The 25263-nt window shown below is 60.2% G+C and carries 26 protein-coding genes; 21 read left to right on the top strand and 5 right to left on the bottom strand.

What is annotated here, in order from left to right; translation table 11 throughout:
• Nucleotides 1-106: 106 nt before the first annotated feature.
• Nucleotides 107-616 (top strand): MerR family transcriptional regulator, encoded by a 510-nt coding sequence (locus JJE47_06080; GenBank protein MBK5266988.1) that lies wholly within the window; start codon nt 107-109, stop codon nt 614-616.
• Here the strand turns inward: JJE47_06080 and JJE47_06075 are convergent.
• Genes JJE47_06075 through JJE47_06065 form a run of 3 tightly spaced genes read right to left on the bottom strand, consistent with a single transcriptional unit; the run spans nt 613 to nt 5068 of the window.
• A complete protein-coding gene (locus tag JJE47_06075; GenBank protein ID MBK5266987.1) occupies nt 613-2952 on the bottom strand; it encodes a DUF3488 domain-containing protein in 2340 nt (779 codons plus the stop codon). The two genes, JJE47_06080 and JJE47_06075, sit on opposite strands and share 4 nt — an antisense overlap.
• Entirely contained in the window at nt 2928-4100 is a 1173-nt protein-coding gene (locus JJE47_06070; GenBank protein ID MBK5266986.1) for a DUF58 domain-containing protein, read from the bottom strand. The genes JJE47_06075 and JJE47_06070 overlap by 25 nt, the downstream gene beginning before the upstream one ends.
• A complete protein-coding gene (locus JJE47_06065; GenBank protein MBK5266985.1) occupies nt 4100-5068 on the bottom strand; it encodes a MoxR family ATPase in 969 nt (322 codons plus the stop codon). Before JJE47_06065 ends, JJE47_06070 begins: the two co-directional genes overlap by 1 nt.
• Before the next feature lie 111 nt (nt 5069-5179).
• Between JJE47_06065 and JJE47_06060 the strand changes: the two genes are divergently transcribed.
• Both JJE47_06060 and JJE47_06055 read left to right on the top strand, forming a co-directional pair.
• Nucleotides 5180-5398, top strand: coding sequence for a hypothetical protein (locus tag JJE47_06060; GenBank protein MBK5266984.1), 219 nt, complete (start codon nt 5180-5182; stop codon nt 5396-5398).
• The gene (locus JJE47_06055; protein MBK5266983.1) at nt 5395-6132 is read left to right on the top strand and encodes a hypothetical protein; all 738 of its coding nucleotides are present in this window, start codon (nt 5395-5397) and stop codon (nt 6130-6132) included. The genes JJE47_06060 and JJE47_06055 overlap by 4 nt, the downstream gene beginning before the upstream one ends.
• 45 nt (nt 6133-6177) lie before the next feature.
• Here JJE47_06055 and JJE47_06050 read toward each other — a convergent pair whose 3' ends face one another.
• On the bottom strand, nt 6178-6705 hold the full coding sequence (locus JJE47_06050; GenBank protein ID MBK5266982.1) for a recombinase family protein: 528 nt from the start codon (nt 6703-6705) through the stop codon (nt 6178-6180).
• Between the two features lie 109 nt (nt 6706-6814).
• On the opposite strand from JJE47_06050, the gene JJE47_06045 reads away from it, so the two are divergent.
• Nucleotides 6815-7318, top strand: coding sequence for an HNH endonuclease (locus JJE47_06045; protein ID MBK5266981.1), 504 nt, complete (start codon nt 6815-6817; stop codon nt 7316-7318).
• Nucleotides 7319-7348: 30 nt separating this feature from the next.
• Here the strand turns inward: JJE47_06045 and JJE47_06040 are convergent, their stop codons facing one another.
• Nucleotides 7349-8740, bottom strand: coding sequence for a hypothetical protein (locus tag JJE47_06040; protein ID MBK5266980.1), 1392 nt, complete (start codon nt 8738-8740; stop codon nt 7349-7351).
• A gap of 381 nt (nt 8741-9121) precedes the next feature.
• Between JJE47_06040 and mraZ the strand changes: the two genes are divergently transcribed.
• From mraZ to JJE47_05955, 17 genes are all read left to right on the top strand, one after another.
• A complete protein-coding gene (gene mraZ / locus JJE47_06035) occupies nt 9122-9553 on the top strand; it encodes a division/cell wall cluster transcriptional repressor MraZ (GenBank protein MBK5266979.1) in 432 nt (143 codons plus the stop codon).
• A 100-nt stretch (nt 9554-9653) separates the two neighbouring features.
• Nucleotides 9654-10580, top strand: a complete 927-nt coding sequence (rsmH, locus tag JJE47_06030) for a 16S rRNA (cytosine(1402)-N(4))-methyltransferase RsmH (GenBank protein ID MBK5266978.1) — start codon at nt 9654-9656, stop codon at nt 10578-10580.
• Nucleotides 10577-10966: a hypothetical protein gene (locus tag JJE47_06025; protein ID MBK5266977.1), complete on the top strand. Its 390-nt coding sequence runs from the start codon at nt 10577-10579 to the stop codon at nt 10964-10966. The genes rsmH and JJE47_06025 overlap by 4 nt, the downstream gene beginning before the upstream one ends.
• Before the next feature lie 148 nt (nt 10967-11114).
• Entirely contained in the window at nt 11115-12917 is a 1803-nt protein-coding gene (locus JJE47_06020; protein MBK5266976.1) for a penicillin-binding protein 2, read from the top strand.
• Nucleotides 12910-14367, top strand: a complete 1458-nt coding sequence (locus JJE47_06015) for a UDP-N-acetylmuramoyl-L-alanyl-D-glutamate--2,6-diaminopimelate ligase (protein ID MBK5266975.1) — start codon at nt 12910-12912, stop codon at nt 14365-14367. Before JJE47_06020 ends, JJE47_06015 begins: the two co-directional genes overlap by 8 nt.
• Nucleotides 14364-15431 carry a phospho-N-acetylmuramoyl-pentapeptide-transferase gene (locus JJE47_06010; protein MBK5266974.1) on the top strand — a complete coding sequence of 356 codons (1068 nt, stop codon included), beginning with the start codon at nt 14364-14366 and terminating at the stop codon, nt 15429-15431. The genes JJE47_06015 and JJE47_06010 overlap by 4 nt, the downstream gene beginning before the upstream one ends.
• Nucleotides 15428-16723 carry a UDP-N-acetylmuramoyl-L-alanine--D-glutamate ligase gene (gene murD / locus JJE47_06005; GenBank protein MBK5266973.1) on the top strand — a complete coding sequence of 432 codons (1296 nt, stop codon included), beginning with the start codon at nt 15428-15430 and terminating at the stop codon, nt 16721-16723. The genes JJE47_06010 and murD overlap by 4 nt, the downstream gene beginning before the upstream one ends.
• Nucleotides 16720-17895 carry a putative lipid II flippase FtsW gene (gene ftsW, locus JJE47_06000; GenBank protein ID MBK5266972.1) on the top strand — a complete coding sequence of 392 codons (1176 nt, stop codon included), beginning with the start codon at nt 16720-16722 and terminating at the stop codon, nt 17893-17895. Before murD ends, ftsW begins: the two co-directional genes overlap by 4 nt.
• The gene (locus tag JJE47_05995) at nt 17892-18971 is read left to right on the top strand and encodes a UDP-N-acetylglucosamine--N-acetylmuramyl-(pentapeptide) pyrophosphoryl-undecaprenol N-acetylglucosamine transferase (protein MBK5266971.1); all 1080 of its coding nucleotides are present in this window, start codon (nt 17892-17894) and stop codon (nt 18969-18971) included. The genes ftsW and JJE47_05995 overlap by 4 nt, the downstream gene beginning before the upstream one ends.
• Nucleotides 18964-20337, top strand: a complete 1374-nt coding sequence (gene murC, locus JJE47_05990; protein MBK5266970.1) for a UDP-N-acetylmuramate--L-alanine ligase — start codon at nt 18964-18966, stop codon at nt 20335-20337. Before JJE47_05995 ends, murC begins: the two co-directional genes overlap by 8 nt.
• Nucleotides 20291-21208 carry a UDP-N-acetylmuramate dehydrogenase gene (gene murB / locus JJE47_05985; protein MBK5266969.1) on the top strand — a complete coding sequence of 306 codons (918 nt, stop codon included), beginning with the start codon at nt 20291-20293 and terminating at the stop codon, nt 21206-21208. Before murC ends, murB begins: the two co-directional genes overlap by 47 nt.
• Nucleotides 21205-21981: an FtsQ-type POTRA domain-containing protein gene (locus JJE47_05980; GenBank protein ID MBK5266968.1), complete on the top strand. Its 777-nt coding sequence runs from the start codon at nt 21205-21207 to the stop codon at nt 21979-21981. The genes murB and JJE47_05980 overlap by 4 nt, the downstream gene beginning before the upstream one ends.
• 92 nt (nt 21982-22073) lie before the next feature.
• A complete protein-coding gene (ftsZ, locus tag JJE47_05975; protein ID MBK5266967.1) occupies nt 22074-23126 on the top strand; it encodes a cell division protein FtsZ in 1053 nt (350 codons plus the stop codon).
• On the top strand, nt 23113-23727 hold the full coding sequence (locus JJE47_05970) for a polyphenol oxidase family protein (GenBank protein MBK5266966.1): 615 nt from the start codon (nt 23113-23115) through the stop codon (nt 23725-23727). The genes ftsZ and JJE47_05970 overlap by 14 nt, the downstream gene beginning before the upstream one ends.
• Nucleotides 23724-24377, top strand: coding sequence for a YggS family pyridoxal phosphate-dependent enzyme (locus tag JJE47_05965; protein MBK5266965.1), 654 nt, complete (start codon nt 23724-23726; stop codon nt 24375-24377). Before JJE47_05970 ends, JJE47_05965 begins: the two co-directional genes overlap by 4 nt.
• Nucleotides 24378-24394: 17 nt before the next feature.
• The gene (locus JJE47_05960) at nt 24395-24967 is read left to right on the top strand and encodes a cell division protein SepF (GenBank protein ID MBK5266964.1); all 573 of its coding nucleotides are present in this window, start codon (nt 24395-24397) and stop codon (nt 24965-24967) included.
• Nucleotides 24967-25236, top strand: coding sequence for a YggT family protein (locus tag JJE47_05955; GenBank protein MBK5266963.1), 270 nt, complete (start codon nt 24967-24969; stop codon nt 25234-25236). The genes JJE47_05960 and JJE47_05955 overlap by 1 nt, the downstream gene beginning before the upstream one ends.
• Nucleotides 25237-25263 lie beyond the last annotated feature (27 nt).

Raw genomic sequence — 25263 nt, 5'->3', positions numbered from 1 at the left:
CTGTTCTCACGGAATCACACCCTGATAAGTTGCGCTAGGGTATCGCTTCGGGGCCGCGTGAGGATGACTCATCGGCTTCACGGAGGCAAGACGCGGCACCTACTACATCGCCGCCACTGGTTTTGGAGATGTCTTGGAAGAGGGTTACTCGGCGCAGCAGTCGTCAAAACTGACGAACTGTTCTTTACATCAGCTTCGGTATTGGGACCGCGTCGATCTGGTCCGACCATCGATTCAATCGACCGGTGGTCGTCCCGGTGTTCGTCGTCTGTATTCGTTTCGTGATCTCGTCGCTCTTCGGGTGGTACGGAGCCTGCTTGACAACGGCATGTCCGTCCAGCGCGTCCGGCGTGCCTGGGACTATTTGCGTCGAAATGCCGACATGGAAACGCATCTTGCCGATGTGAAGCTTGTCACTGATGGTGTTTCGATATTCCGGGTGGTGGAAAACGACGATCAACTCCTTGACGCGCTGAAGTCGGGTCAGCTGGCCTTCTTCGTGGCGATCGATGAGATTGCCCGGTCAGTCGAAGATGATGTGACTCGTTTTGAGCTCGACCGTGAACGATTCCTGGACATTCTCCGCTTAGGCGGAGAAGATGCCGCCTCCGGTTAGCTTCTCGCCGACCGGATATTCCATAAGCCGCGCAGGCGTTCACTTCTGGTGTGTTTGGCTTTGATCCAGCTGTCGGCGTGCGTGAAAAGCGAGATGTTTCTTTGACGCTCTGACAGCCCGGTGGGTCGGTCTGGGCCATAGGTGACAGCGCCGTAAGCCATGGCGAGTGGAACCAGGGATGGTTCGGTATTTCGGGCTAGTTCGGCCGGAGTGAGATGCCCTGAAACCGGATGTTTGAGATCGACGAGTCGGTCGAAGATGTCCGACCAGGCCGCCCGGATGTCGCCCGAAAGAGCCTGCTTTCTGCGGCCCCTCCGGCGGAGCGTTTTCGATGCCGGGATGAGCGACATTGCCAGGATGGCTCCGAACACCCACCATACGGCATTCGGGATCGACAGCGGTCCCCGTGTCGTCGGGAGGGGAACGATGGGGCTGGCATCCGGATTGTCATTGATCCGGTCCAGCAGATCCTGGATGTCCTGGGGTGTCTGGCCTGGGGCGAGGTTCGGGTCGGCCGGGTCGATGGCCGGTAGTGTCACCGTACGAGGATCGAACCCAAGATTCGTCGCCGGGTTGATGCCGTCCGATCGCGGCGTGGGATCGAACTCCACCCAACCATGGCCGTCCATCCACAACTCGACCCAGGCGTGTGCGTTGCGTTGACGGACGATGACCAGACCATCCTCGTCAACCTCGCCAGGTGTGAAGCCGAGGGAGACCCTCGATGGAATGCCGAGCTCTCGAGCCATAACGGCCATGCTCGTGGCGAACTGCTCGCAATAGCCGATCCGGAAATTTGGGCTGCTGCTCTCAAATAGCCAATCGGCCAGGGTGGTGGCCGAGTGGCCGGCCTCGATGTCGACCGAGTATGAGAACTGGACCGGGTCCCGGAAGAAGGCCTCCAGCATTACCGCTCGTTCGAACGGTGTGGTGGCTGTCGCCGTGAGTTCTTTGGCCAGGGCCGCAATGCGAGGGTCGATATCGGCCGGCAGATCGGTGTAGTCGCCAAGATCCGGCGGGCGGAATCGCTCCGTCGTCGGAACGGCGATGGCCTGGAAGAGTCCGGCTTCGCCGGCAGCCTCGAAAAGGGGAGACAAGCGTCCGTCCGGCAGGGTGGCGAGGGCCGCGATCGAGTCGTTCGGCACCTGGGACTCGACCGAGTACGTCAGTCCTGAAAACGTCCGTGCGTCGAACCGAAGCGAGCCGTCTTCGCGTACTGAGAACGATTCGTCGAGGAGACGGTTGTCGGACTCCATGGCGGATACGCCGGCCAGCGCCGGCAGATAGTTCGCCTTGAGTTGGAGGATTTGTATCACTTGTGCCATGGAGACGGTATTGCCCTGATACTTGTGATCCTCGCTTCCGTATCCAAGCGAACCGGCAGGTCGGGTGAACCCTTGGTCGCCCGGATACCAGTTCGTCCCGTCGAACTTCTCAAGACTGATGAGCTTCCAATAGAGCGACCCGGGATCGACCGGACCGGCTACCCGGGCGACAAACACTGGTTCAGCACTCAGCGAGAGGAGGTCGGATTGGGTTATCGACACAAATAGGTTGTACGACACTCCGCCGTAGATACCGCCGCCGAGGCCGGAGCGGGAGCGCCACTCGAGCAGCCCGGAAGCAGGTACGAGTCCGGCCAATGTGGTGCTGCCGATGACGGCAGCGGCCACTATCGCCACCACGGTCACGACCGAAACCGAAAGTCCGGTACGAGGCCGGGCGCCGCCTTGTCGGTCGCGGAGACGGCCGGTCCCTTGCCGGCGCTCATCGACCGCGATCGCCAGGAGACTCAAAGCGACCAACAAGGCGAAAGCCATCATCAAGCTCGTACGACTGGGGAGCCGGTCGATCGTGGCGAGCTGGAGACTGAGCATGAGGGGCGGCAGAAGTGCCCAGGCGGGCCGCCGGGATGCGAGGCCCCACGTGCCCAACGCCCCGAAGATCCAGAACGCCAGGGCAATCACCGCGATGAGGCCGCGGACCGGGAGAACCGGGGTTGAACCAAATCGGATGAGCTCGATGGCGAAATCCAGTTCGTCTATCAAAACTTCCCGGGTGGCTCCGGTGGGGAGAATTCCGAACATGAGCGTGGACGGAGCCATGATGCGGAGCGAGGCGAGCACATAGCCGAGCAAATTGGCGGTGAAGTAGGACATCGAGGTAAGCCGGGCGTTCACCACGAGCCAGGTGATGGCCGAGCCCATCAAGAAGGCTGCGCCGAGTACGAGCTGCCAAGGTGGACCAGATTCGGCCGGCCTGAGCAGGCTGCCGAGCCGCAGGACGGCAAAGGCCACCGACAGCAGAAGGATCAGCCGGCTGAAACGGTAGACCATGATGGATTCGTTGCAGTGAGCCAGGCGGCAGCCCAGGACTGGTCGGGCTCGACGTTCAGCGTTACCGCGCCGAGTTGTTGGAATGAGACGGCCTCGGCACCGGCCGAGACGGTGAGGGCGATCGTCGATGGATAATCACGGCTGAGCAGCCGATGAGCTGCGATGAGGTCATCGTCAGGGCGCCCCGTGACGATGATGAGCGCCCCGCCCCGGCCCGATTTCTGGAGCCGGGTGGCCGCCGCGACTATGTCGAAGGTGGTTGAGGGTCGCACGACGGCCAACGTTTCCATGACTTTTGCGTAAGGCTCTCCAGGACTGAGAGCGACGGCTCCGGTCCATACGGAAGTCTCGAAGCCAGAACTGAACAGATGGCTTGTTACGGACGCCGCCCCCTTCACGGCTTTTTCAAAGGCGGCAGGCGACGAGTAGGCGCTGGCGCGAACGTCGAGCATCACAAGCGCCTGGGACTGCCACGGCGTTTCCAACTGGCGGATCATCAGCTGATCACGTTTGGCCGATGTTGGCCAATGCACCCGGCGTAGGTCATCGCCGGTGCGGTACTCGCGGATGGTGAAGAAGTCCTCGCCGCCACGATGGGAGAACTCGGGTCGGGAGGCGTGCACCGCGGGATCCCTGCCCCGTACGATCGGAAAGCCGGTCAACCGTTCCACTTCGGGGTAGACCACGAGGCGGTCAGACGATCCTACGATCGACCGACGCCTGGCGAACCGGAACGGATCCTGCAGAACCAAAACTGCCGGTCCGACCGTGTAGATGCCTCTTGGGCGGCACACGATCTGGTAATTGGCTACGACGGACTCGTCGGCTTTGATGGCCGACGCATGGAAGCGTGCGGCGCCCAGCCCACCCACTTCATCCTCTACCGTCGGATTGATGACCCGGAATCGACCGTTGTTTGTGATAGTTGCCTGAACGATGGCCTGGTCGCCTTCGTATACGAGCGAAGGATTGATCTGGCGAACGATCGAAACGCGGGGTTGGGACAATCGCACATACACCAGACCAAATCCGATGCCAACAAAGAGAAGCACCGCAGTCACCAGTAGCTCGAGTTCCCCGAGAGCGGCCCACAGGGCCACCAGAGCGAGTCCAGCGCCTGCGGCACCCCAGCCCCGGTCCGTCAGCATCAGGTCGGCTTGCTCATGCCAGGAACTCGCAGATGCGAGATAACACCAGCGATGACCGATTCCATGGTCGTGCCTCGCATGTGGGCCTCCGGACGAAGAATCATTCGATGGGCCAAGACCGGAGCGGCCACCAATTTCACGTCATCGGGAGTCACGTACTCGCGCCCGTCTATGGCTGCTCTGGCCCGTGACACGCGTTGAATGAACAGCGCCGAACGGGGGGAGGCGCCCAACAGGATTTCGGCGTTTCGGCGGGTGCCTTCGACTAGGTCGACGATGTATTCGCGTACTGAATCGGCGACATGAATGCGACGGGCAACCTGGATCATCTCGTTGATGTCTTCTCCCGTCACGACAGGCTTGATTTCGTCGAACTGTGAGCTCATGCCATGTCGGTCCAGGATTTGAACGGAGTCCGAGCGCTCTGGATATCCGATGACCAATTTCATCATGAATCGGTCGAGTTGGGCCTCGGGGAGCGGATAGGTTCCCTCATGTTCGAGCGGGTTCTGGGTGGCGATGACGATGAACGGTGGGGGAAGTGGTCTGGTCGTGCCGTCGACGGTGACCTGGCGTTCCTCCATTGCTTCGAGGAGGGCCGATTGGGTTTTTGGTGATGCCCGGTTGATTTCGTCACCAACCACGACATTGGCGAAAATCGCGCCGCCCTTGAATTCGAACTCGCTGATCTGCCGATTCCAGACGCTGACCCCCGTGATATCGGAAGGAAGCAGATCGGGCGTGAATTGGATCCGCTGAAAGGTGCTCTCGATGGATCGAGCCAGAGATTTCGCGAGTTGAGTCTTGCCAACGCCGGGGACATCTTCGATAAGTACGTGGCCTTCGGCGAGCAGGCAGGCGATGAGTAGGTCGATTACTTCACGTTTGCCCTGAATCACCCGTGCCACGTTTGTCGCGATCGCCTTGTGTCGATCGGCAAACTTCGCCAACTCCTGCGGTTCTGGTATCCCGACCTGCACCGGTTTTGCTCCCTTTTCTCACGGACCGTCAGACTATCAGACAGTAATTTGTAAGGCTCCTAGGGGTTATCATCGTCGGCGGGCGCAGGAAGGTTCCAGATGTTTAGGATGGCGGTGGCGGTGCTTCGGCACCCATCTGTATGGTGGGAGGGTTTGCGAGCGATGATGAGTATGCGGGCGAGCTCGGGCGCCTTCTCGAACGAGTACCTGTCGTGGCGGACCGCCACTGTCTATGGGAATTCGCATACTCCGATTCCCGCCCGTGATGTCGTCGACTTTCTTGCCTGGCGCGGTCGGCAACGGAAGCTGAGCGGATGAAACCGCTCGAAGAGTCACTACTCGGTTTGTCCGGAATTGAGCAGGCGCATGTCAGACTTTCTGAGAATGGTCCCACCGGAGTCCGGGTCGTGTTGGCAGCTGACGCCGATCGGTCCCTCGTCGCCAGGGCCATCAAGGAACTCTTTACGAGCCGCGGACTGACCGTGGTTGTCGATGAGGGCGATCGAGGATCTCTCTCTCCCATCGTCCCGATGGTCACCGACCAACCGGCAGAAGATCAGTCAGAAGTGGACGCGATTACGATAAACTCTGGTCCTGAACCGGACGAGATGGAACCGGCCCCTCAGTCTGTCTCCGCCAGACCACCGGTCAACCAAACGAAGCGAACCGGCCTGCAAGGTCAGAATCCCGAATCCGATCCTGTCGACCTTGCTGTGGCGGTTTCCGAGGGTCCTACCTATTGCGACGTCGCAGTAAGGGTTGGGCCGCATCGGCGTTCAGTTCGTCGTTCCAACCCTGACCCGGTATCGATCCGGGAGGCGATTCTCGACGCACTCAATGAAGCGTCGGGGCGGTCCGGTATCCGGCCAACCATCGTCTCGGTCGATCGCCGATCGGTCGATCAAGGATCGGCGTCGGAAAAGGCCATGATCACGGTTGTTTTGGAGTCGGCCGGCCAACTCGGGGTCGGTTCGGCCCTTGTGCGCGGTACTGAGTTTCATGCGTTCGGGTTCGCCGCGATGGCAGCTCTTCGGTATTTGCCATCCTTCTGAACCTCGTGCGGAGTTGGGCGCGTGACGGTGCCGGCCGGCTCCGGGTTAGGCCAAGGCCCGATCCGGATCCGGTTCGGTGGTTGGCAGCGAATCGACAAACTCGATTATGACGTCTGGTTGAGGGCTCGATGACGCTTCCCCCAACACTGACACGTCAGAGACTGTAGCGGTCCTGCCTTGTCGGAACGCCGCCGCTTTCTCAAGGACATCGCGGATGAACATTCTCGCCGGGTCGCCGGGAGGCACCGAAAGCGCCATAAGGTCGCCTTCTTCGGTGGAAGCAACCGAGATTCCGGTGGCTCTCAGCTCAAAGAGCATCACCTCCTGAGTTACCTTGTCTGGTGAGAGCGCTTCAAGCGTCGGCACGACGACCAGTTCTGCCTGTCCCGACGAGATGATCCCGAGCACCGCACCGAAGCCCTCCCGCTCGCCGGATTGAGCCCCGTCCTGGCAGATGGAGATGAGGTCGTAACCGTTTCGAGCCACCCAGAGGCGCACTCGTTCAGCTTGCATGAAGGCCGTATCGGTTGAATCTGATCCGGGTCGTTCGCGAACATATCCAACTACGTGCATCGTGGCGCAATTGTTGGGTCGTTGAGGGTCAATGTCAAGGACCTTCGACAATCGTCTGGCCGATCGCGGTTCCGATGGTATATTTCGAGAACTCTCATGGGGGTCCACCGTGGCGCGTGTGCTGGTGTTGAACGCTTCCTACGAGCCACTTTCGGTGGTGAGCACGCGACGCGCCGCCGTGCTGGTCCTCAACGACAAGGCCCAGATGCTCGAGGCGACCGACCTGATCTGGCGGGCGGAACGGGTTCAGCTGGCGGTCCCTTCGGTTATCCGGTTGAACAAGTTTGTGCGCGTCCCATACGGTCGAACCGTGCCACTGACCCGCAACGCCGTTTTCGCACGAGATGGGCATCGCTGCCAATACTGTGACGGCCCGGCTGAATCGATCGATCACGTCGTTCCGCGATCGCGAGGCGGACAACACGTCTGGGAGAACGTGGTAGCCGCCTGTCGGCGATGCAACTTGCGCAAGGGATCCCGATTCCTCGAGGAAACCGGATTTCTCCTCACCAAGAGACCATCTGCTCCACACACCTACGGGTGGGTATATGCCAGAGCGGGCCCACGCATGGACCCGCTCTGGAGCTCGTATTTGCTCGCCGAGTCGGCCTGAAAGGCCGCCAGGACGTCTCGGCGGTGGAGGTTAGGGGAGCGTGGTGGTGGCGTCTGTGCCGGTCACGTCCAACGTTGCCTCAGCCGGGAATTTGATGCCGGTTACCACTCGATAGTCGGCCAGACCGTCGAGGGTTCCGAGATATCGGACCGGTACCGATTCGGTGCAGGCGAACGCTTCTGTGAGATCTTCGAGCAGCTGTCGTTGAGCACTGCCGATCTTGTTGAAGTCGAAGCTGTCGCCAAATAGGAACTCGGCGTCGAGGTCCGCGGCACCCGAGAGGTCGACCCAGTATGTGGTGCCATCCGGGGTGATGGTGTACATCGCCACCGGGTTGGCTTGTGGGTCGACGAGCCGGCTATCGCGGGGGAGTCCGAATTCAAGGTCAAAGATGTGTTCGCTGCCGGGGGGCATGATCACCTTTTCGCTCGACTCGAGGTTGTTCACGGTCGCATCAAGTATCGTGTTGTTGGTTTCGATACCCGGCTGGAACTTGGATGCATCGCCAGTGATCACGTCGGCGAGGTCAAGATAGAGATAATCGGCATCCAGGATGTTCTGATAGTGGGCGGAGCTTCCATCTTTCCAGATCGCGTAGAACGGAATAGTGGGGTACAGAACATTCGGGAATAACGTATCGGTGACAGCGCTCGAGGTGACGGTTCCAATCACCTTGGCGTTGCCGGCGCTCACGACTGAGTACGGATCGCCGCAGGCGTCCCCGTAGGTTGTATGAAAGTCGACCACGAGTCCGTCGGACCAGGCGATGTCTTCGGCAACGCCAACGATGGTGGCTCCTTCGGGTGCCGCCCATCCCTGGAGAGAAACCGAATCGGCATCAAGGTCCCAGGTGGCAACGACTGATCCGTCCTGGACCAACTCGATCGCCAGATCAGAAGCCTGGGTCTCAGGTACCTGATATCCCACGGTCCAGTGAGCGGGAATACCTACCGGGATCGATGGTAGATCAGACCCGGCTACGGCATGGTCGGCGATAGTGCGGTCCAACGGGTAGACAACGCCTTCATCGTCGATCATCTGTAGCTCCGGGTAGCCGTATTCGCCGGCAAAGGCCGTAGCCGAATAGGGGATCGGGCTCAAACCATTGTTCTGATAGGCAACCCCGATCCGTATTTCGAGATAACCCTCACGAACCAGGGATGTCGAGATGTCGATGTTCTGGACCTCGAGGGCAAATCCGTCCCCCGAGTATCGCTGTCCCGGAGCTAGCTGTCCCGAAACGGCTGAAACACTTTGCGCGCCGAGGACACCCGGAAGGCCGACGACGCTTGATGATGACTCCGATCGGGAGTCTTGATAACTGGCTGTTGCGATGCCGGTGGGACGGGTGGCCGCCAACACCGGTATCGCCGCCAGCACTGTGGACAAGGCCACAGCGAGCAATACGAGCTTCCTAACCATTGTCGGCATCTCCTACGTTGCGTGACAAAAGGTTTCCTGTTGTTGTCAAAGTTTTCGGGCGGTATTCAGTGTCTCTTAAGAGGTTTCTTCGGGTGTTATGAATACAAAGCGTGTAATTACATGCGTGATATTTGGTGCCTGGCATCGGACAACTTGACCTTCGGGCGGTCCAGGTCAGTCGAATTGACTCTTGACAGATCGTCCGAACGGCGGAGTTGAGGTGGAGGGGAGTTCCGATCAGATGCGTCTTTCGCGCCATCTGAGGGGAAATTTGACAAAAAAGGGGAAAAATGGTTCAAGTGAGTTGACAAATGGGTCGAAGTGGTGCAAAGTGGGGCGCAGTGGAAGGACCCCGCTCATGAACGACAGGAACCAAGACAAGTGCTCGTCGGTGAATACCAACACACACTGGACCCCAAAGGCCGCCTCGTGCTGCCCGCCAAGTTCCGCGATCACTTCTCCGATGGCTGCGTCATCACCAAAGGGCAGGAACGCTGCCTTTTCGTCTTCCCGCTCGACCAGTGGGCGGAAGAGGAGGCACGGGTGAGGGAATTGCCTCGCACCAACGCACGAGCTCGCTCCTACGCTCGTTCGTTCTTTGCCTCCGCAGACAGCCAGGTCCCTGACAAGCAACGCCGGGTGGCTATCACCGCAAAGCTTCAGGACTATGCCCACCTTGATAAGGACGTCACGATCATCGGGATGTCCGACCGCATAGAGATTTGGGATACGACCACGTGGGAGTCGATGTCGGAAGCGGCAGACGATTTCTACGCGGACATCGAGGAGGCTCTCTCAGAACACGGCATCTAGGACAATATCGGCTGGTTCATCGCCAGCCCCCCGGTTACCAGATTGGAAGGCCCCTTACTCCGCCCGCTTCCGTTTGGTGCCAGCGCCCGGGGGGCTGGCAATGCATCAGCCCAACCCCTACCACGAGCCTGTGATGGCAGAGGAAGTCATGAACATGTTCAGCGACATCAAAAGCGGTGTGATCCTCGATGCCACCTTCGGTGGTGGCGGTCACACTCGCCGTTTGCTGAACCGGGGCGGCCTCGATGTCATCGGGCTCGATCAAGATCCGGACGCCGGTCCAAATACAGCCGACCTGGCCGATAACGAGCACTTCTCGTTTGTGCGCGGCTCGTTTGGAAACCTCGCCCAAATACTCGACGCCGAGGGAATCGAATTCATCGATGGGGTGCTTTTCGACCTCGGCGTCTCAAGTCACCAACTCGACGAACCAACTCGCGGTTTCTCCTACCGTCACCCCGGGCCGCTGGACATGCGGATGGGCGATGGGCCGCTAACGGCTGACGAGATTGTGAATGAATGGTCAGAGGCCGACCTGGCCCGGGTCATTCGCGAGTACGGGGAGGAACGCTTCTCCGTCCGGATCGCCCGAGCGATCTGCAAGGCAAGACCAATCATCGAGACCGCCTCGCTGGCGTCGATCGTGCGCGAGGCAATTCCCGCCGCCACCCGAAAAACCGGTGGGCACCCTGCTCGGCGCACATTTCAAGCGCTCAGGATCGCCGTAAACGACGAGTTGGGCGAACTTGAGCGTGGCCTCGACGCCGCCATCGAACGCCTCGCACCCAACGGGCGGTGTGTGGTCATTTCCTATCATTCGCTCGAAGACCGCATTGTGAAGCAGCGGTTTGCGGCGGCCGCCCAAACGTGCGTGTGCCCGCCTGGTCTTCCGGTCTGTGCATGCAACACGGTTCCGGAACTGATCATCGTTACCCGCAAGGCAATTGGTCCGGAGGAAGCAGAAGTTGCGTCCAATCCTCGGGCCAGGAGCGCCAAGCTTCGTTGTGCGCAGAAGGTGGCTGCGTGACCGCCCGGGTCCTGCCCCGCCCGTCGGCTGAGCCGGTTCGCTTGATCTCCTCACGGGCAACCGTGCGTCCCAGGGTGGCGGCATGGATTGTCTATACCCTGGTCGTGGCCCTGGTCTTCTTCGGCCTCATTTACTCCCAGACTGCTTTGGACGGAAGTGCGTTTGAACTCCAAGAACTCGAAACTCAAATTGCTACGGCCGAGCAGCAGAGGTTGGAGCTGACTCTTGAAGTGGCTCGTCTCAGTTCACCTTCACGAATTGTTCCGGCTGCCAACGACCTGGGTATGGTCTTGCCGACGGACATGCGAACGATATCGGCTCCCGGGGTGGTGGTGCGCTCCGCAGACGCCCCGCTGTCCGATCCTCTTGTGACGGCTTCGCCGTGAGGGCGTCCCTGGTACCCGAGTCTGCGTCCTTGTTCCACAAGTCCGCTGGCGTTTTCATAAAGCCGGTGACGGCTTCCCTTCGTCACAAGGAACTCCTCCTCGAAACCCCTGCTAATGCTGGCGGCGGGTGTATCGAAGGTCAGGAACGGTGCGCTCCGCCCCCGCCCTCCTTGGACACACTTCGCCGACTGAGCTGATCATGGGCGGGAAGACCCGTACCGGCAAGAGCCGCACCGATACGAGGCGGGTACCCCAGAAACGATCCAAGAAACGGTCATCCTTGCGTCGGGCCGACGGCCGGATCATCACGATCGCACTGGTGATCGTCGTTACCTGGTCTTTGATTGGTTTCAAGCTGTTTCAAATCCAGGTCGTCCAAGCCGCCGAGTTCTCAGAGCAGGCGTTGGATCAGCGACTCACGACTCATGAGTTTGCTCCCTATCGGGGAACCATTTTCGACCGCAGCGGGCACCAGATGGCCCTGACGATCCAAGGCGTCACCGTGTGGGCGAATCCACAGGTGGTCGAGAATCCAACGTTGACCGCCCACCTGGTGGCGGGTTCACTTGGTATTGACGAAGACGCCCTGGCGGAAAAACTTGCCAGTGACAAGTCATTTGTGTTTGTGAAGCGTCAGTTGGAAGCTGAGCAGGTCGACGGCCTGCGTTCTCTTGATCTGGCGGGTATCTACTTCGAACCCGAGCCGAAAAGGGTTTACCCGAACGGACCACTTGGCGCCCAGGCTGTCGGGTTCGTCGGGATAGACGGGACTGGCATCGAGGGGCTTGAGTACTCGTACGACGAAGAGCTGTTGGGGGTGGCCGGCTATCTCATCGACGAGAGAGACCCATTTGGGCGTCCAATCCCACAGGGGTTTCAACAAAGCGTTCCGCCGATTCCCGGTGCGGATCTTCTTACCTCCATGGACATGTCCATTCAGTTCATGGCCGAACAGGCTTGTCTTGAGACGATCGAACGAACTGACGCGCTTGGGTGTTCCATGGTGGTGCTCGATCCAAAAACCGGAGAGATTTTGGCGATGGCGGTTCTGCCTTCATTCGATCCAGGCGACTTCAACTCCTACGATGAATCGACCTGGTCAAATTCAACGGTCAGAAACCTGTATGAGCCGGGCTCTACGCAGAAACTCGTCACTGTGGCCGCCGCCATCGAAGAAAAGGCCGTTGCCTTCGATACCGAGATGGTCGTTCCGTATGCGATCACGGTCGCAGGTCGAGAGATCAAGGACTTCGGTAATTTCCATGAGCCACTCCGGTTGACCGTCGCCGATATTGTGACCCGATCTTCCAATGTCGGAACAATCATGATCGGCCAGAAGCTGGGAGATGCTGCCCTGCGCAAGTATCTGCATGCTTTTGGGTACGGCCAGCCGACCGGGGTCGATTTCGCCGGGGAGGCCACGGGGGTCGCCAATGTGGACCCGGAGTGCGGGTCATGTACGGCATCGGCGGCCATCGGGTATTCGGTGTCGGTAACCCCTCTTCAAATGGCCTCGGTCTACGCCACGATCGCCAACAACGGCACCTGGATTCAGCCTCACGTCGTCAGATATATCGATCACGGTGACGGTGACCCGCTGGCCTTTGCCCCCGAGAGCCGTGAGATCGTCTCGCCAGATACCGCCTTCATCATGAGATCCATGCTCCAGAATGTGGTCGATAACGGGACGGGTAAAGGCGCCGCCATCGACGATTACACCGTTGGAGGCAAGACCGGCACGACATTGAAGTACCTGCCTGGTGGTGGATACAGCGAGGATCATATTGCCAGCTTTATCGGGATGGCTCCCATGAGCGACCCGCGCCTGGTCATCGCAGTCGTGGTCGACCGTCCCATCAACGGATACACGGGCGGGGCGGCGGCCGCGCCGGCCTTCGGGCAGGTCATGGAAAAGGCCCTCCATCATCTCGGGGTGGAACCCGATGCTTAGGCTCGACGAACTGGCAGCGGCTGTGGAGGGCTCCAAGGTCATCGGGACCGGCAACCCGGTCATCGTCGATGCGACTCACGACAGCAGAACTGTCAAGCCCGGCAGCCTCTACATCGCCATCCGTGGGTCTGCCGCGGATGGCCATGACTTCATACCCCAGGCCATCTCCAGAGGAGCCGCGGCGGTCTGTGTCGACCACCGTGTCGAATCCGGTATTCCTCAGCTCCAGGTGCCATCTACGAGGGCTGTCCTGGGCCGGCTCTCGGCAGCCGTTTGGGGGCACCCGTCCAGAAACTTCAGATTGGTCGGCGTCACGGGTACGAACGGCAAGACGACCGTTACCCACATGATCGAGGCCATCACCACCGCGGCCGGGCAAAGAACGGGACTCATCGGGACCATCGGAGCGAGAGTAATCGGAGGGCCAACCCACGAAGCCATAAAGATCCCGCTTGAGAGGACCACTCCCGAGGCTACCGATCTCCAAAGACTATTTGCAGAGATGGCGCTCGCCGGTGTGGACGTCGTTGTCATGGAGGTGTCATCCCATGCGCTGAGTCTCGGCCGGGTGGCAGGAACTGAATTCGCCATCGGAGCGTTCACCAACCTGTCACAAGATCATCTTGATTTCCATCAAACGATGGAGGACTACTTCGCGGCGAAAGCAACACTGTTCGATAGCGTGCCCGTGGCGGTTATCCAGGCCGACAATCCCTGGGGGAGGCGTCTCATTGAACGCCTCCCGGATTCCACGACTGTCGTTCCCGTCGGAGAGGGGGGCGAGGTGACAGCCACGGGAGTCACCTTGCACGTTGATCACTCGACCTTCACTCTCAACCTTGACTCCGGGAGCCTCCCGGTCCGGCTTCCGATCGCCGGCCGGTTCAATATCGACAACGCGCTGGTGGCGGCCGGGTGCGCCCGTCAGCTGGGGATTTCCCTCGACGTCATCGTCAGCGGCTTGTCCGCCTTGTTACCCGTTCCGGGCAGGTTTGAGCATGTCCAATCTGAATCCGGTCTCGATGTTGTGGTCGACTACGCCCATACCCCCGACGGTGTCGAAAACGCGGTCGCGGCGGGTCGAGCAATGACGGCCGGGCGGTTGATCGTCGTCGTTGGTGCTGGAGGAGATCGCGATCAGGGCAAGCGGCCCCACATGGGTGCGGCCGCCGCAGCAGCGGACTGGGTTTTCGTCACATCGGACAACCCGCGCTCGGAGCGTCCGGATGACATCATTGCTCAGGTGATGGCAGGCATTGATGAAACCTCCCGTGTCACAGTTGAGCCCGATCGGCGTCGAGCCATCTTGGCCGCGGTCGGACAGGCTCGCCCCGGCGATCTTGTCATGATCCTCGGTAAAGGTCACGAGCAGGGGCAAGACATTGGGGGCGTGATCTACCCATTTGATGATCGTGCGGTCGCTCGAGAAGCGATGGGAGTTGCCCGATGATCACCATGTTTGTGGCGGCAGCTCTCGGGTTCTTCGTGGCTCTGTTTGCCACCAGTCCGGCGATCCGGATCCTGCGTGCCCGGAACATTGGTCAGTTCATTCAGGAAGAAGTAGAGGGCCATAGCCACAAACACGGGACACCGACCATGGGTGGGCTCGTGATCATCGCGGCCGTTGTGGTGGGCTATGTCGGGTCTCATTGGTCGCTCGCTCCGGGGAGTGCCGGAGGCGGCCTTGAGTTTGGTGGGTTCACCGTGGGAGGTGGTCTTGTGATGCTGGCCTTCCTCGGGATGGGCATCATCGGATTTCTGGACGACTTCCAGAAGGTATCGAAGGAACGGAACCTGGGGCTCTCGTCCTCTGGCAAGTTTGCCGGGCAGTTGGCGATTGCGGCCATTTTCGTGTTTGTACTCACCCGTACGGATTTCTCGTTGGAGATTTCGTTTACGCGCTCGCTCGACTGGTCCATTCCGGTGTGGGCGTTTGTCCTCTGGGCACTGTTTATGCTCACTGCCACAGCCAACGCCGTCAACATCACGGACGGCCTCGACGGGCTCGCATCAGGCTCCAGTGCCCTGGTATTCGGTGCCTATATGGTGATGTCGTTCTGGATCTTTCGAAATCCCGAGTTCTATGGACGTTTCATCGCGCAAGACCTCTCGGCGCTCGATCTGGCCCGTTTTGCGGCCGCATTGTCAGGAGCGACTCTCGGGTTCTTGTGGTGGAACGCGGCTCCGGCGAGGATCTTCATGGGCGACGTTGGTTCACAATCCCTCGGTGGAGCCATGGCAGCTCTGGCTCTCCTAACGAACACGCACCTTCTGTTACCGATCCTCGGCGGCCTGTTCGTCATGGAAACGCTGAGTGTCATTTTGCAGGTCGCGTCCTTCAAGAGCACCGGAAAACGGATCTTTCGAATGGCGCCGATCCACCATCACTTCGAGATGCTCGGATGGCCGGAAACGACGATCATCATCCGATTCTGGATTATCGGGGCCCTATGCGTAGCGGCCGGTCTTGGCATCTTCTATGGCGACTTTGTGACTTCAGGTGGTATCCCATGAGATTGTTGATCCTGGGTGGGGGAGTCTCCGGACGATCCGCCGCCGGTCTGGGCCGACGCCTGGGGTATGACGTTGAAATCTTTGAGACAGATGGCGAAAACGCTCAACTGCTGCGCGCCGACGGATTCAGAGTCGTCTCCGATTCCTGGGCGGCCTCAATGCTCGACGGAGTCGATGTGGTTGTGACGTCTCCCGGGCTGGCGGAATCGTCGGATCCGATTGTCGAAACGCTTTCGGCAGGGGTACCCATCATCAGTGAAATCGAGTGGGCATCGCGGGTACTGCGGGCCCCGTACGCGGCGGTTACGGGAACGAATGGGAAGACCACCGTTACCGCGCTCACCGCCGAGATCCTGGCGGCGTCCGGACTCAACGTGGTAGCTGCCGGCAACATTGGGCTCGGCTTGTCCGATGTCGCCGACCAGGATTGGGATCGCGTCGTGATCGAAGTCTCCAGTTTCCAACTTCGATTCATAGACACCTTCCGGCCAGCAGTCGCAGTGTTACTCAACGTCGCCGACGATCATCTCGACTGGCACGGATCGTACGAAGCGTACGCCTCCGCCAAGGCCCGGATCTTTGAGAACGCCGGGGCAGAGGATGTGCTCATATTCGACGTCGATGATGCTGGAGCGACGCAACTGGCAGCCGGGGCGAAGGGACGGGTTATCCCTATCAGTGGCAAAAGCGCTCCCGCGGGTGGATACGGGGTTCGCGATGGCGTGCTCACAACCATCGGAAGTTCGATCCCGCTCACGGCACTCCGGGTAAAAGACGTTGCCTATCTCCTTGACATGACGGCTGCCGCCGTAGCCGCCGAGAATCTCGGCGCATTGCCAGAGGCGGTTCGAGACGTACTGATGACCTTCCAACCGGGTCATCATCGTCGGACCCGGATCGGGGTATGGAACGAGGTGTCCTGGATCAATGACTCGAAAGCGACCAATCCGCACGCCGCGGTGGCCGCATGCGAAGCGTATCAATCGGTCATCCTGATAGCCGGCGGCCGAAACAAAGGGCTGGATCTGGCGCCGATGACGCAAGTGCCGTCTATCAAATACCTCATCGCTCTGGGAGAGGCAGCTCCTCAGTTGCTTTCCCACTGGACGGGCGATGGGGTCCTCGTCGGCTCTCTCGACGAGGCCGTAGCGGCGGCCGCGGCGGTCGCTGAGCCAGGCGACACGGTGCTTTTGGCACCCGGCTGTGCAAGTTTCGACATGTTCACCTCATATGAAGCCCGTGGAGAGGCCTTCGAGGCCGCCGTCAAATCGTTTCAGGGAGAAGCCGCATGACTGCAGCCGTAACGTCCATTGCCAAGGTCCGCCAATCGGCCCGAAAGCGAGCCGACGCCACCCTCGCCAACCATCGGGTTTCCGTCTTCATCGTGGTCATCGTCGGGTTGTTGGTAGTCATTGGCCTCGGCGCGACCCTATCTGCATCGTCGGTGATAGCCCTCGACACCGACCTTGAGCGGATCTACTTCTTCAAGCGTCAGGCAGGATGGGTGGCGATTGGAATAGTTGTCATGGTGACTGCTGCCAAGACGCCATACCAGTGGTACGCCAGGTTCGCCCCGTGGATCTATCTGGTATCGGTCGCCGGCCTGATAGCAGTGCTGTTTCTCGGTCAGAAAGTGGGGGGCGCCACGCGATGGATCGAAATAGGACCGATCGGCTTCCAGCCCTCTGAGCTGTCCAAATTCGGTCTGCCGGTCATGCTTGCTTCGGTCTTCACAAAGAAGCGGAAGCTCCTCGGTGAGTTCGGCCACTTCATCGTGCCGGTGGCGGTGACGATCGGGCTCACTGGTACCTTGCTGGTCTTTGAACCAGATTTTGGTACGGCCCTTGTGGTCTCGGTTGCCGGCATGGCGATCATCGTCGCCTCTGTCACGCCGCTGCGTTTCGTCACCTTCACCGGGGCCATCGGCGTGGCCGGAGCCACTCTTCTTGCGGTGAGCCAGCCGTATCGCCTTGAGAGGGTTACGTCCTTTCTTGCGGCCGATCCCGATGTCCTCGGGTCAGGGTGGCAGCTCAATCAGAGCCTGAACGCACTCGGAACGGGAGGAGTGTTCGGGATCGGACTCGGGCAAAGCCGGGCGCGGTGGTTGTACCTTCCCAATGCCCACACGGATTTCATCTTTGCCATCATTGGAGAGGAGATGGGTTTTGCAGGGGCAATTTTTGTGCTCGGGATGCTGGCGTGTCTCACCCTGTTGGGAGCCGTGACCGCCCTCCGGGCCCGCGATAGCTTCGGCCGCCTGCTGGCGATCGGCATCACCGCCTGGATCTGTGCTCAGGCCGTTGTCAATATCGGCGGGGTGGTTGGTGCCCTCCCGATTTCTGGAATCGCTCTTCCGTTCGTCTCATACGGTGGCACCGCCATCGTGATGGCCATGGCAAGTGCCGGCGTTCTCATCAATATTGCCGGTCAAGGTCGGGCTGGCGGGATGCACGCCAAACGATGAGTTATGGCATCGCAGCGGCAGGGACGGGTGGCCATGTCTTTCCAGGACTGGCGATAGCCGAAGCGCTGGAGCGCACCGGTGTCGGACGGGAAGAGATCGTCTTCTTCGGTGGCGCACGGTTCGAGGCCAAGGCCGTGCCTGACGCGGGCTACGACTTCGTGCAGGTCGAGCTTCGAGGGCTCAAACGATCCTTTAGTTCTGCCAACCTGGGAATTCCGGTCCTCGTACACCGAGCTGCGACGACGATCGCCGAAGAGCTTCGTCAGCGATCGGTCAAGGTGGTGATCGCGACAGGAGGCTATGTAACGGTTCCGGCCGGCTGGGCGGCGCGCCGGGCATCGGTTCCCTTCTTCGTCCAAGAGCAGAACGCCCACGCCGGCCTGGCAAATCGGCTAATGAGCCGGTGGGCGGTTGACGCTTTCACTTCTTTCCCAATCACCGAGGGACTTCCCAACGGGGTATACACCGGTAATCCGCTCCGATCCGAGTTCGTTGAATTCGACCGCACCCGGCTGCGACCCCTGGCGCTCGAACGCTACGGGCTCAACTCCGATACACCTGTCCTTGGCGTGGTGGGAGGCAGCCTCGGAGCCGGGGTCCTCAATGAGGCCGTACAATCGCTAGTACGAGCCTGGAGCGGTCCAGACATTCAAATCCTTCATCTCACGGGAACCCTGCACGGTGACACCGTGTCGGCCCAGCCCAATCCCTTCGAAATACCGTGGAAGGTCGTACCATTCGAGCCATCTATGGGCTTTTTCTTCGCGGCATCCGATCTTCTACTGGCGAGAGCAGGCGGCATGGTTGCCGAGATAACGGCCACCGGGACGCCCGCCATCCTGGTGCCAGGGGACTTCGGAAGCAAGGGGCACCAACTCGCCACTGCTCGATTTGTCGAAGAAGCGGGAGGGGCGATCGTGGCGAGTGAAGACGAGCTCAATGATATAGCAGAGCGGATTGTCGAAATCATCGGTGACACCGAGCGGATTACTGAAATGGCAGAGCGGTCAAAAGAGCTCGGACGCCCGCATGCGGCTGACGATATCGCCAAACGGTTGGTGGCCGCCCATGATTGAGATTGCCCGGTCGGTCCACATTATCGGCGTCGGCGGAGCCGGTATGAGCGGTCTCGCCAAGCTCCTGGCCCAGCTCGGGCACTCGGTGACCGGATCCGACCTTCGGCGAGGCCCCGCCTTCGATTCGTTGAGTGATGCCGGGATCGAGGTCTGGGAGGGCTCCGACCCCGTTCGTATGGGAACAGCCGAACTTGTAGTTGCCTCGTCGGCGGTTCCGGACCACGATCTTGAATGGACGACTGCTCGTGATCTGGGCATCGAACGGTGGCGCCGGCCGCAGTTGCTGGACGCGGTTACATCGTCGATGAACACGATTGGAGCCACCGGTACCCATGGCAAGACAACCTCGACCGCCATGATGATCGCCTGTCTGCGAGTCCTGGGGGTTGATCCCTCATTTCTGGTCGGTGGGATGCTGACCGATATGAATACCAATGCCCACCTTGGCAACCGGGAATTGCTGGTTATCGAGGCCGATGAAGCCTTTGGCACCTTCCAATCGCTACATCTCTCTGGCTTGACCGTGACGAATGTCGAGGAGGAACACCTCGATTACTACGAGACCTTGTACCGCTTGGAAGATGCCTTCGCAGAGGTTGTTCGCAATACGGATGGCCCGGTCACGGTCAACCGCGACGACCCGGGTGGACGCCGGTTGGCCGAACGCACCGGCGCCACCACGTATGGCCTGTCGGAGTCGGCTGACTGGGTTATCAGCGATATCGTTGAGGGCCGCCACGGAACTGGCTTCTCTCTCAAAAGTACCTCGTGGGCGGGGACGGTGTCTGTCGCCGTTCCCGGTCTTCACAACGTTTCCAATGCGGCGGGTGTCCTTTCCGTGCTTGGTGAGATGGGGTTCGACGTCGGTCGAGCTGCCGAAGCGTTGAACGTTTTTCAAGGTACTCACCGAAGGTTCGAGCATCGCGGAACGGTTGCCGGCGTTACGATCATCGACAGCTATGCCCACCATCCCACCGAGGTGGCGGCCGATCTGCGCGCCGCCCGCCAGGGCGAATGGAAAAACATTTGGGCAGTGTTCCAACCGCATCTGTACTCACGGACCGCGCGGTTTTCGCGAGAGTTCGGGATGGCACTGTCTGTAGCGGATCGGGTGGTCGTTACGGACGTGTATGCGGCCCGCGAAACACCGTTGCCTGGGGTAACCGGGCGGCTGGTGGCCGATGCTGCAATGGCTTCAATGGGTGGCACGGTCGAATATGTTGCCCATCGAGCCGACCTGGCCGCCTACCTGGCGGATCGGGTGGAACCCGGTGACCTGGTTCTGACCATGGGAGCCGGCGACATTACAACCATTCCTGATGAGCTTGCCGTGTTACTGGCTGGGGGTCATCGGGATGTTGACTGACCTGGTGCTGAAAGGAACGGTGCGTGAGGGTGTCGACCTGGGACCGTTGACCACCTACAAGGTCGGCGGTCCGGCGCGCTGGCTGCTTGACGCTGACCAGATAAACGATCTCGAAGCCGTGAGTCCCTACGACGGGCCGGTTCTCGTGATTGGGAGGGGCTCGAACCTCGTCGTGGCCGATGAGGGATTCCCTGGATTGGTCATTCGACTCGGAGCTGCTTTCTCGGGCATTGACCTGAAGGGTTATGACGTCTCGGCCGGATCGACTGTTCCGTTACCGGCGGTTGCCAGGGCGGCTGCCAAAGCCGGGATCGGAGGATTCGCCTGGATGGTCGGGGTTCCCGGGTCGGTGGGAGGCGCCATCCGCATGAACGCCGGCTGCTTCGGAAGTGACATCTCCAGCACGTTGACGTCAGCAACGGTGTTCGACCTGCGAACCGGGGTTGCCACCGAGCGGGAACCCGCCACCTTTGACTATCAATACCGATCGTCGAACCTGAATTCGCACGAGATCGTGCTGGCGGGCCAGTTTGCCGGGTCACCGGGTGATCCCGAGGAGATCGAAGATGCCATGCGAGAGATCACCCGCTGGCGACGAGACCACCAACCGGGTGGCACCCACAATGCAGGCAGCGTGTTCAAGAACCCGAAAGGTGATGCGGCCGGCCGGATCATCGATGATCTCGGGCTAAAGGGTACCCGGGTAGGCCAGGTGTCGGTGTCGACGAAACACGCCAATTTTTTTGTCGCAGAGACCGGAGCGACCGCCCGGGATATCCACGGCCTGGTTTCGTTGATCCAGTCATTGGTTCATGAGCGGACCGGTGTTTGGTTGGTCCCGGAGATGGTGTTTGTGGGGTTTGAGGAATGAGCCAATCGGTGGACCCGCGCATCGAGGCGCGCCGTCGCGTGGTGCAGGTGAACCGATCCCGGGTCAGCGCTCGTCGGGTGGTCTGGATCCTTATGGTCGTTGCCCTTTTGGCGACAGCCGTGTGGGTTGTAAAGTCGCCTGCTTTATCGATCGAGGCGATCGCGGTCGACGGGGCTTTCAACACGCCCGTCGACTCCATTTTGGCCGAAGTAGGGATTACCAGCGGCGAACCGCTTCTCCTGGTCAGCACGGGGTCGGCCGAGGTGGCTCTGCGCGCCAACCCCTACGTGGCCGATGTGGCCGTCAGGAAGGTTTTTCCCAACACGATCGAAGTGGTGTTGATCGAGCGTGTTCCGGTAGCCGTCCTTGAGCATCGAACCGGTGATGTGGTGGTCGCCGTGGACGGCATGGTCCTCGCAGCTGTTGGTGAGGTTGACGTTGCCACTCGCGGACGGGTGTTGGCGTCTGCCGATCCGGTGGAGGTGGGGGAACGGATTACCGAGGTATTCGACCTTGCCGCGATCCGGTTCCTGGCCGCTTGGCAGGGCATGCCAGCGGTGGTGAGCCAGATCGACGGTGAACTATGGGCCGATGTCGATGGCTTCACCGTCCGGCTGGGGGGGCCTATCGAAATGGATCAAAAGGCGAGGTCTCTGGCAGCCGTGATCCTCGAAGGGCAGCCGACCGGGTCGCTCATCAACGTGATTGCCCCGACCCGCCCGACCGTGATGGTCCCGGAGGCGGATTCAGCGAACCCCTCCCCGGCACCCTGAACCTCTACTAGAGGGTTAGCTCTATACACTTTACGGTTGAAAGATTAGGGGTTAGGTTGAGATTGAACCCCGCTTTCCCCGGAGACAAAACCATGAGTTCACCTCAAAATTATCTTGCCGTAATCAAAGTCGTAGGTGTCGGTGGCGGTGGCGTAAATGCCGTCAATCGCATGATTGAAGCCGGCATTCGCGGCGTTGAGTTCATCGCCGTCAATACAGATGCTCAAGCGTTGTTGATGTCCGATGCCGACGTCAAGCTCGACCTTGGACGTGACATCACCAGAGGCCTCGGCGCCGGTGCCAACCCGGAGGTTGGAAGGGCAGCAGCCGAAGCCCACCGCGAGGAACTCGAAGAAGTCATCAAAGGGGCCGACATGGTCTTCGTCACCGCCGGTGAGGGTGGTGGTACGGGTACCGGAGGAGCCCCGGTTGTAGCCGATGTCGCCCGCAGCCTTGGAGCCTTGACGGTAGGCGTCGTCACCCGTCCCTTCGGGTTCGAAGGTCGTCGTCGCTCCCTTCAGGCCGAACAGGGAATTCAGAACCTACGCGAGGCAGTCGATACGCTGATCGTCATCCCGAATAATCGGTTGCTTGAGGTGGCTGATCCGAAGATGCCGATCATCGAAGCCTTCCGAATGGCCGATGAGATCCTAACTTCAGGAGTGGCGGGCATCACCGACCTCATCACGACTCCGGGACTGATCAATGTCGACTTTGCCGATGTGAAGACAATCATGCAGGACGCCGGCACGGCAGTCATGGGTATCGGTCAGGCCACCGGCGACGACCGGGCCATTCAGGCTGCGGCCAGGGCGATTGCCTCACCGCTACTCGAAACCTCCATGGACGGTGCTCGCGGAGTTCTGCTCTCGATCGCCGGCCCGTCATCCATGACACTCCACGAGGTCAACGCCGCGGCAACCGTCGTGGCGGAGTCGTCCGACACCGAGGCTGAGATCATTTTCGGGGCCATTATCGACGACGCACTCGGACAAGACATGCGGGTGACCGTAATTGCTGCCGGGTTCGACGGCAAAGGTTCGCGCCAGCGAGGGCTGGCCTCCGGGAGTTTTACTCCGTCGGCCAGTCGCCCACGCCCATCTGATGACGGTGATTTCGAGATTCCGAGTTTTGTCCAGGGGTAGTGCCACGCACCACGCATTCTCGGTTGCCAGCGATGGCGACCTGAGGCAAGGCGATCGACGACGATTCAGCCTGAAGCATCAGGTCGCTACCGAATGGGCGACCGTCAATCAGGTGCACGCCGGGCGAGTGGTCGTGGCTACCGAACCCGGCATACACGGAGATGCCGATGCTCTGGTCACTCGAACGACGGGCCTCCCGGTAGCGATATTCACGGCCGACTGTCTTGGTTTGGTTTTTGAAGGTACCGGTGTAATTGGGGTCGCCCACGCCGGTTGGCGAGGTCTTGATGCCGGGGTCCTGGAAGCAACCGTTGAGGCTATGGGTGCTCTGGGAAGCTCACCACATCGCGTGACGGCGGGACCGGGAATGAGACGGTGTTGCTACGAGGTCGGCCCCGAGGTTGCGGCCGTCTTTCCCGACTCGCGAGCACTCACCACCTGGGGTACCGTATCGGTGGATCTGATGGCTGAGTCAAAGCGCCGCCTTCCAGGGTTGGTTTTCGAGGAATTCGGTGGCTGCACCGGTTGCGACGACAAGTACTTCTCATACCGTAATGGGGCCGTCGTCGAGCGGATGGTCGCCATGGGGTGGTTGGGATGAGGGGTCTTGAGGAGGTAGAGAAGCGGATTGTCGCCGCCTGTGAACGAGCGGGTCGACCACGTGAGTCGGTGCAGTTGGTCGCCGTTTCGAAGGGGCAACCGATCGAGAAGCTTCAGGAAGCCTATCGGGCCGGTCAACGCGTGTTCGGCGAGAGTCGAGCCCAGGAGCTGGCAGTCAAGTATGGAGCCGTCGGACCAGACGTCGAATGGCACTTCATCGGCCCGCTGCAGCGCAACAAGATCCGGCAGGTGAGGCCGGCCGTGGCGATGTTGCATAGCCTTGACCGAATCGAATTGGCGGCCGCCTGGATGAAGGGACCCGGTCAGGCACCGCCGGCGCTCCTGCAGGTCAAGCTGGGCGGTGAGGCAACCAAACATGGCTTTCAGGTCGAGGCAGTCCGTGGTGCCGTGGAGGCATGTGAAGAACTGGGGCTCCCCCTCGTGGGACTCATGGCCATTCCGCCACCTTCGAGCGACCAGAACGAGGCTCGAGCCTGGTTCGAGCGGCTTCGAGATGTTCGGGATTCACTTAACCACAAGGCGGTCAGGGAACTATCGATGGGTATGTCACAGGATTTTGAAGTGGCCATCGAGGCGGGTGCGACAATTATCCGCGTCGGGTCGGCTATCTTTGGCGATAGAACGAGTTAGACGAGGGGAGGTCCACGGTGGCTTCTGTGTTTCAAAAAGGTTTGGTGTGGCTCGGCCTGGTCGATGAGGACCAGTTGACCGATGAGGAAGTTGTTGCCGGGCCGCGTCACGTCGAAGCCGCCCCGCATCCCGAACGTTCGGCCGTTTCGCGCCCGAGTGGCCGGGTCGGTGGTTCCGGTCGCCAGGCTCCGATGACGGCGCCAGGTGAGGTAATCGGTCGAAGGGTAGAGCCGCCTCCGTCGGCGCGTCGATCCTCATCGGACCGGGGTGACCTGGCTGCGGTGCGGCCAATGTCGAGTCCAGACGGTAGAACGCAAATTGTGGTTGTCTCCGACTTTGACGATGCGAAGATCCTTGCCGACCGGATCCGGGAGCGAGAACCTGTGGTGTTGGATTTACGAACGACGGAACCCGAAATGGTTCGTCGAATCATCGATTTCTCGACGGGATTGACGTATTCCTTGGATGGCTCCATGCGAAAGATCAGCGACGGTGTCATCCTCATTTCACCACCGCGTGTCTCGATCGGCCGCGACGAGAAGCGTCGCCTTGCGTCACTCGGACTCTTTGATCTCGATCCTGATATCTAATGATTCAATTCGTTTGTTACGCCGCCACGGCGTACATCGGCATCATGATCGTCTCGATTATCCTGTCGTATGTCGTCATGATCGGGCAGTTGCCGTCGGACCATGTAGCCAATCGCGTATGGCGACTTTTCAGTCGCCTGGTGGATCCGGTACTTGCCAGGATCAGGATGGTCGTCAAACCCATTCGAGTCGGCTCGGCGATGCTTGATTTGAGCCCGATCATCGTCATCATCGCCCTGAATATTCTGCAGGCGGTTATTGGATGTTGACCCACCGGCAGGGGTTGGAACCCCTGG

This window comes from Acidimicrobiia bacterium (genome assembly GCA_016650365.1).
Classification (GTDB): Bacteria; Actinomycetota; Acidimicrobiia; order Spongiisociales; family JAENVV01; genus JAENVV01.
Note: the sequence above shows the minus strand (reverse complement) of the source record. Positions and strands in the feature narration are given on the sequence as shown.